Consider the following 7160-nt stretch of genomic DNA (forward strand, 5'->3'; position numbering starts at 1 on the left):
CCGGCGCCCGCCGCAGCCAGGACAGGTGAAGACGTCGAAGTCGAAACTGCGCTTCAGTAGCGTCGCCCAGTCCAACCGCGCAACGCGCTGCTTGCTCTGCACCTCCGCAGCGCCAGCAGGGGCCTCATCGCCGCCGGCTTGCTCTTCTCGGCGCCCGGCGCCTTCTTCTTCTCCGGCGGCCGGATGACGGACTCGTAGTGCTGGATGTACGCCTTCGCGGGCGAACGGCGGATGGCCTCGCCAATCACGTCGAGCGCGACGTCCCCGAGCTTCTTGATGCGCACGCTCGACTTGCCCATGTCGAGCTTCTTGCCCGTCTTCGCCCACGCCTCGCGGAACCACTTCTCCTGCTCCGGCTGGCCGTAGTTGCACATCACCGTCGGAAGTCCGAGGGTATCCGAAACCGTGGCATTCCGATGCCTGGAGCGCCATTGCACCAGGCGGCGGGGGAGTTGGCAGGCGGGGCTTGCTCCTGTCGTTGCTCAGGCCGGTGTCCACGCATATCCAGCCAGTTGTGGTGCTCCGTGGAGAGCAAGGTACGTTCATAGGCCAGGGCAGAGATAGCTCCTTCCAGTGCAGCCTCCTTTGGGCACACGCCAACAAGGTGGAGCATTGGCGGCGAGGACCCAGCAGGCGCCGTTCAGCTCCACGTAGCCAGCGAGGCACGGCGGCCGGGCCCGGTTTTCCTGGGGCTTACCTCCGTGCTCGCCGAGACGAATGAGGAGAACAACCAGGTCGTCGTTCCCTTCACCGTCGACCCGTAGCGGGGCCCTGACCCGTTGACAGGAGGTCGACCTCGGGCCTCATCTGGGTGGCAGTTGCCATCCGGTGGGGCCCGAGGTGTTTTCCGCCTCCCCCCGCCTTGTGTCTGACAGGAGCCGCGAAGTAAGGACTCAAGGACAACCATGGCCATTCCCAGACAACGGCTCCGCCGGACGAGCTTCCTCCTCGCATTCCTCCTCTTCGCGTCCGGTTGTCTGCCGACGACGGACGCCCCCGCTCCCGACGCCCCTGAGTCCGCCTTGCGCACACGTGACACCCCCAGTTCGCGGCTCACGTACACCCATGTGCGCGCGGAGCTGAGTGGAACGCCAGGGCCGTCGGACATTCTCAGCTGGATAGACAAGGTGCAGGACCTGAGGGACTACGTCAAAGACTACAACCGGTGCGCGGGAGAGGGCTTCAACAAGACTGGCTGCACCGCGAAGGACATGACCTGGAAGGGCATCTGCCTGCTGATATCCTGGCAGGTAGGCGACATCATCGACTTCGACATCGGTATTCCCGTCGACAAATTGTGCCTGGGCGAACCGACGCTCAAGTGCTGCAAGTACGATCCAGCCACGGACACGAGCTGTCACACCGCCTTCAACACGAGAGCGCCTATCAACTGCGAGGGCAATTTGACCCGCCCCTTCGCGAAGTCCTACGGCGATTGCCTCGCTGCCAACCGCTACGAGGGAGACCCGGGCTGCTATTGCGACTACATCCCTGCGTGCGTCAGCTCCGGCCCAGTGGTCGAGCGGCCAGACGGGGGCGCATGGCGCTTCAATCAGCTTGGTGTGGGGCTCGCCAATGCCATCGCGGCAGGCCCGGACGCGCTCATCCGGCGGCAGCCGGGGAACTTCGTGGACTATGTCAGCTTCGTCGGCACCTGTCCGCACCGGGAGGTCATCCTCACGGGAGCCCCCTTCTCGAAGCCAGATGAGTTCCCGCCGGGCTACCCGCTGAGCCCCGCCTACCACGAGAGTGACAACGTCCCGGAGGCCCGCTACCTGCGCGGGCTCACCACGCTCGCCATCCAACGCGTGTTCGCGGGCATCCCGAACCTCCAGGCCCGATGGAACGCCATCTCCTCGCGCTACTGGACGGAGCCGGAGAAGGCGGCGTACCTCGCCAACATCCCGGACCCGGAATCCGTGCTGAAGGGCTGTGTGGGCGAGTTCGGCGTGGACATGCTCCGCAAAGCCTATCCGGGGGAGTATCTGCTGCTCGCGGCGCCCCTCCAGGGGGAGACCGAGCCCGACTGTCCCGACGGTTGGGTAGGTGGGGCCGCCATCTGCGCCGCAGCGTCGCTCAGCATGACAGCGAGTACCTCGGAGGCCACGGTGACGCTGGTGCCCACGGTGCAGGACCCGAACCCAAGCGGCAACGTCGATGGAACCTACGCCGTGCAGCTCGACTGGGGCGATGGCCGTGTAGAGGGCCGCGCCTATGGCGTGTCCGAGCCGTCCACCCACGCGTGGACGCACACGTTCGAGGCGGCCGGCACCTACACGGTGACGGCGCGCATCATCAACGCGTCCGGACTGGTGGGAGAGACCACCGCCCAGGTGACAGTGACCGAGGGCTCCGGCCAGCCTGTGCGGCGCTCGGTGGAGAGCGTCCAGTTCGCGCTGGAGGCCTCCGTGACCGCGTACATCCACGGGCGCATCCGCGTGGACGTGGAGGGCATTGACGCGGAGGGCAACGTCCACAAACTGGGCTATCACTGGGTGCCGCTGACCGGTGCGGGCTGGACGAATGTCACCGTTCCCATCACCACGGCGTTGAACCATGACGGCCTCACGGATCTCCAGTCGTTCCGCCTGAAGCCGAGCCACTACGATGGTTACTCTGTCTCGCTGCGCGCGCTGCGGCTGTCAGGCGTGACCCTGAACCTGCACGCTTCGCCGGGCATGTCGCCGCAGTCGCGCACGTACGTGCTGACGAACCGGGACGTGAAGGTCTATGCGTCCGGGGCCTCGGTCCCCACCGCGCCGCTGGTGGAGCGAGGGACGGGCAGGTTGGAGTTGCCGCTGATGAACGCGGAGATCGTCATCGACCTGCCGGCCAGCACGGAGCCGGACCCCGAGGCGAGCCATGGCTGCCGGCCGGTGTATGGCACGGACACTCCGCTGATGCGGACGGCCAATGGTGGCTGCGAAGACATCGCCAGCGGGCTGGTCTTCGCCGTCCTCCCGGCCTACAGCAACTGGCACGACGCCATCTGGGACTCGTCCGTTCCAGGCAGCGCCCCCCCGGATGCACACGACTACGGCCGACTCAATGAATACCCGGGCGGATACCCCGTTTCGCAGGGGCCGGACACCTCTGCCGCGGCCTATTGTCATGAGCTGAGCCAGGGTGGTTTCAACGACTGGCGATTGCCCTCCAAGGAGGAACTGGCCAGGGTGACGAGCGCCTCCAGGGCCGGGGCCTACTTCCCTCACGCCGTCTCGGAATACGCCTGGACCACACAGACCTGGGACACTGCGGCCGTGCTGCTCTCGCTCTCGTCGGGCGCCACAGACTATGGCAACAAGGCGACCGGCTCCTACCGTGTCGTCTGCGTGCGGAGCGCGCCTCCACCCATCGAGCATGCCTGTCGGGTGCCCGCCGACGGCGAGCAGCTCTTCGTGACGGGAAGCGGAGGCTGCATGGATACGCGTGCTGCAGGACTCGTGTGGAGCCGGGCCTCGGTGCCCGTGAAGACGTGGCACGCCGCCGTGTGGGGCTCCGAGCTGGCGGGCAACGCGTCGCCGGACGTGGACGATGGAGCACGCGCGAATGACTACACCGGTGGATTCGTTCCGGGCATCTCGGATGCTTCGCTGGAGAACTACTGCCATTCGCTGGTGGAGGGCGGATTCAGCGACTGGCGCCTGCCCACCTCGGCAGAGCTCCGGAGCGTGAGCGGCAGCGCCTGGGCGGTGAAGTACTTCGCCTTCGACACGAACGACTACTTCTGGAGCGCGTCCACCGACACCACGGCTGGCATCGCCGGTCTGAGCATCCACTTGGGTAGCGCTGGCTTCGGGTATGACGCGAAGACGGCGTATCGGCGAGTGGTCTGTGTGCGGACTCCGGTTTCCCTTGTGGCCGCGGACCTGACGCCTACAGCCTTCATCGGGCCTGCCGCGGCGGCGACACGGCAGACGGTCTCCTTATCCTGGACCGTCACGAATCAGGGCTCGGTGGGGGCCACGCCGACGTGGCGCGACGCCATCTACCTGTCGCGTGACACGTACCCCAGCAGCACCGACAGGCTGATGCTGAACGAGGATCGGAGTACGCTGCTCGCGCCGGGTGCCAGCTATACCGTCACGAAGTCTTTGACCTTGCCGGGCGTGCCAGCGGGTGACTACTTCCTGCTCCTGCGCGTCGACAGCACTGCCGTGCTGGTGGAGAAGGACGATGGGAACAACGGGTGGACCGCGCTGCCCATCACCGTGACGAACCCCGACCTGGCCATCACCTCGTTCAGTGGGCCGTCGGTGGCCGCGGTCCAGCAGCGGGTGCCCATCAGCTGGACGGTCACCAATGCGGGTACGGCCAGCGCATACTCCCCCTGGCAAGACTACGTCTACCTCTCCACGGACGCGACGTTCGGTGGGGGAGACGTTCCGGTGACGTACCCGCTGAGCTCGGGCGTGTTGGCGCCTGGGGCGAGCTATACCGTTACGAATACCGTGGCCGTGCCGAACGTTCCCGCCGGGAACTACTTCCTGCTCCTCCGAGTCGACAATCACGGTGAACTCTACGAGTCGGACGAGACGAACAACACCTGGACCGCGCTGCCTATCACCGTGACGAACCCTGACCTGGCGGTCACCGCGTTCAGTGGACCCTCGGCGGCCGAGGCCCGGGAGCCCGTGTCCTTCACGTGGACGGTCACCAACGCGGGCACGGAGGTCGCGCATCCGGACTGGTATGACTACGTCTACCTCTCCACGGACGAGACATACGACAGCGGGGACACGTCGGTGACGATCGGGGTTCGCACGAGCGCGCTGGCACCGGGCGAGAGCTACACCGTCACGAAGTCCGTGGCCCTGCCGAACGTTCCCGCCGGGAATTACTTCCTGCTCCTTCGGGTGGACCGCAACGGTGTGCTCCACGAGCCGAATGAGACGAACAACACCTGGACCGCGCTGCCCATCAGCCTCCGCGCCGCGGACCTCGTCCCAGGGGGGCTGTCGGCTCCGGCCTCGGCACGGGCGGGGTCCTCCATCAGCCTGACCTGGAGCGTGAGCAATGGCTCGGTGGACGTCGATGCGCATCCGAGCTGGGCGGATTACGTCTATCTCTCCAAGGACGCGACCTGCTGCACGGGGGATACGTCGCTCACGAACGCGTCGCGCTCGACGGTGGTGGCGCCAGGGGCGAGCTATTCCCTCACCAGGACCGTCACGCTGCCGGCGACTCTGACGCCCGGTGGCTACAACCTCATCCTGTCGGTGGACAGGAACGGATCGCTCCCCGAGACGAACGAAGAGAACAACCTGGTCGTCGTTCCCTTCACCGTCGACCCGTAGCGGGCGGGCTCACCGGGTGGGGATGGCTCCTGGGTTCATGGAGCCATCCCCCCGGGCTCAAGGGTGTAGTCGAGTCGGCGCATCGAGTGTGCCGAGGCTTTACGTATAACAGCGCGAGACACTGGGCGCAGGCGCTCGCCCTGCGGCCCGCGCCGCTGGAACTCCTCCTGCGCGCCCACCTTGCCCTCGACTCCGCCGGGCAGGTTCCCGGCTTCGACTTCCATTGCGAAGAGCACGAGAGTTCCCTGCCCTCGCAGATGGCGCCTGGAACTCCCGAGCAACCGCACATGGCTCAGACCTTACGACGCTCTTCGAGCGCGCTCAGGAACTGGAATGCCTAACACCAGGGGCTGCCGTCCGGGCATTCATACGGGCTGTAACTGCAGGCATTGTGCCCTTCATCTCTCGACCAGGCAGTAACGGTGCCGTAGGTGAGCGTAGGTCCGCTGCAGTTGTAGTACGTGATGCCTACGGCGCCCGCGTAGTCGAAGTCCGGTCCGTCGTAATACACGCGCTCAAACGAATACGCCCGGGCAGCATCCTCCCGGGTCTCGAGCGTGGACTGCTCATCCGCGGAGACATCGCCCCCGCCGCATCCGGCCGCCAGCAGGGTCATCGCCAGCAGCGCGATGACGGTTGTCTTGGTGTGCATTGTCGACCCCTTGCCTTCCATCTGGGAAAAGCCGCGTTGTGCTTCCCTGGGAGGAGCCACCTCGAAGAAGAATGATGCGGAGAAATCCGCTGCGCTCGGAGGACACGAGGAAAATCCCGTATTTACGCAGGCACGAGCCAAGGGAGCCCAGGCACGGGAAAAGCGAAGCGCCCTGAAACTTCCCGGCCCCGGGGAGTCCTCCCGGGGCGACACCGCTCCAAAGACAGTCATCTACTGCGGAGAAAATGAAGCACAGACGCGCACGCCAATCTTGACATCGCGTGCCGTCGGGTCGCCCGGTGAGAGGTCCGCGCTGGCCGCGAGGAAGGCGTCGTAGTACCAGGCGCCTCCCCGGTAGACGACGCGCCCGAAGTCCAGTGTCACGGACCGTGTGATCTCGTAGGCGTTGCCGGCCATGTCCTCCAGGCCGAAGGGGCTCACCGAGACCGGGTGGGAGCCGACCATGTCGGGCCCGTAGGCCGTGGGCAGCCGGCCGTAGGTCGCGTCGATATTGGCGTCGTCGGGCTCCAGCTTGTCGCCATGGGGGTATCTGCGCCCATCCGCGCCTCGGGCCGCATACTCCCATTCGTGTTGGGCGCACAGGCGCGCTCCCGGCAGACGCTTCGTCCGGTCGAGCCAGTAGAAGTAGTGCTCCAGGTCCATGGCGGAGACCCCGGACAGCGGGAACCGCCTCCAGTCGGCGGTGTTCCTCCGGGTCCGTGCCGTGTAGACGAAATCGTCGCCCTCCTTCGCCGAGCGGAACTCATCGCGCGAACGATAGAAGGTGAAGGTCCACCCCGCGGTGGGATGCTTCCGGAGCGTGACCGCCCCACCGTCGCCGAAGCGTGGCTGCTCGAGAATCCGCCTCGCGGGCGCGTCCGGGGGCAGGTCCTCCAGATAGGTCAGCCAGTCGCCGAACGTCACCTCGTGCCTGCCAATCAGATACCCCTCGTTGAGGCAGGACTGGTGAATCGGCGGCCTGTAGGTGAATTGCCTCACTTCCTCCGGCTCGGTGCCCCCCAGGAGGAAGCACCCCTGCGGGATGTAGACATACCCGTCAGGCACCGCAGTACGTATAGGCGGAATGGGCGGCCACTTTCACCTCGGCGTCCGGTAGCCGCTCTGTGCGCCCCCTCGGACGCAGGCGGGCCGTGGCCCTCGAGGGGTGCGCGGCCCCCCGCCACCTGCCTGCGCGCGCACTCCTTGCCTGT

The 7160-nt window shown here is 66.3% G+C and carries 5 protein-coding genes; 1 reads left to right on the top strand and 4 read right to left on the bottom strand.

Annotated elements, in window-relative coordinates; all coding sequences use genetic code 11:
• Positions 1 to 53: 53 nt before the first annotated feature.
• Together G4D86_RS53665 and G4D86_RS54485 are read right to left on the bottom strand one after the other, a co-directional pair.
• A complete protein-coding gene (locus G4D86_RS53665) occupies positions 54 to 377 on the bottom strand; it encodes a hypothetical protein (RefSeq protein WP_240360961.1) in 324 nt (107 codons plus the stop codon).
• A complete protein-coding gene (locus tag G4D86_RS54485) occupies positions 374 to 613 on the bottom strand; it encodes a lanthionine synthetase LanC family protein (RefSeq protein ID WP_164003032.1) in 240 nt (79 codons plus the stop codon). Before G4D86_RS54485 ends, G4D86_RS53665 begins: the two co-directional genes overlap by 4 nt.
• Before the next feature lie 514 nt (positions 614 to 1127).
• On the opposite strand from G4D86_RS54485, the gene G4D86_RS51295 reads away from it, so the two are divergent.
• Positions 1128 to 5297, top strand: coding sequence for a CARDB domain-containing protein (locus tag G4D86_RS51295; protein WP_164003033.1), 4170 nt, complete (start codon positions 1128 to 1130; stop codon positions 5295 to 5297).
• A 337-nt stretch (positions 5298 to 5634) separates the two neighbouring features.
• Here the strand turns inward: G4D86_RS51295 and G4D86_RS51300 are convergent, their stop codons facing one another.
• Together G4D86_RS51300 and G4D86_RS51305 are read right to left on the bottom strand one after the other, a co-directional pair.
• Positions 5635 to 5949, bottom strand: a complete 315-nt coding sequence (locus G4D86_RS51300; RefSeq protein WP_164003034.1) for a hypothetical protein — start codon at positions 5947 to 5949, stop codon at positions 5635 to 5637.
• A 231-nt stretch (positions 5950 to 6180) separates the two neighbouring features.
• Positions 6181 to 7014, bottom strand: coding sequence for a formylglycine-generating enzyme family protein (locus G4D86_RS51305; protein WP_240360962.1), 834 nt, complete (start codon positions 7012 to 7014; stop codon positions 6181 to 6183).
• Between the last annotated feature and the right edge of the window lie 146 nt (positions 7015 to 7160).

The sequence above is a fragment of the Pyxidicoccus caerfyrddinensis genome, assembly GCF_010894405.1.
In the GTDB taxonomy this organism is placed as follows: Bacteria; Myxococcota; Myxococcia; order Myxococcales; family Myxococcaceae; genus Myxococcus; species Myxococcus caerfyrddinensis.

What these genes read in the sequence shown, in the direction of transcription:
- G4D86_RS54485 (WP_164003032.1), bottom strand. Translation starts at nt 613, where the DNA reads ATGCTCCACCTTGTTGGCGTGTGCCCAAAGGAGGCTGCACTGGAAGGA.
- G4D86_RS51300 (WP_164003034.1), bottom strand. Translation starts at nt 5,949, where the DNA reads ATGCACACCAAGACAACCGTCATCGCGCTGCTGGCGATGACCCTGCTG.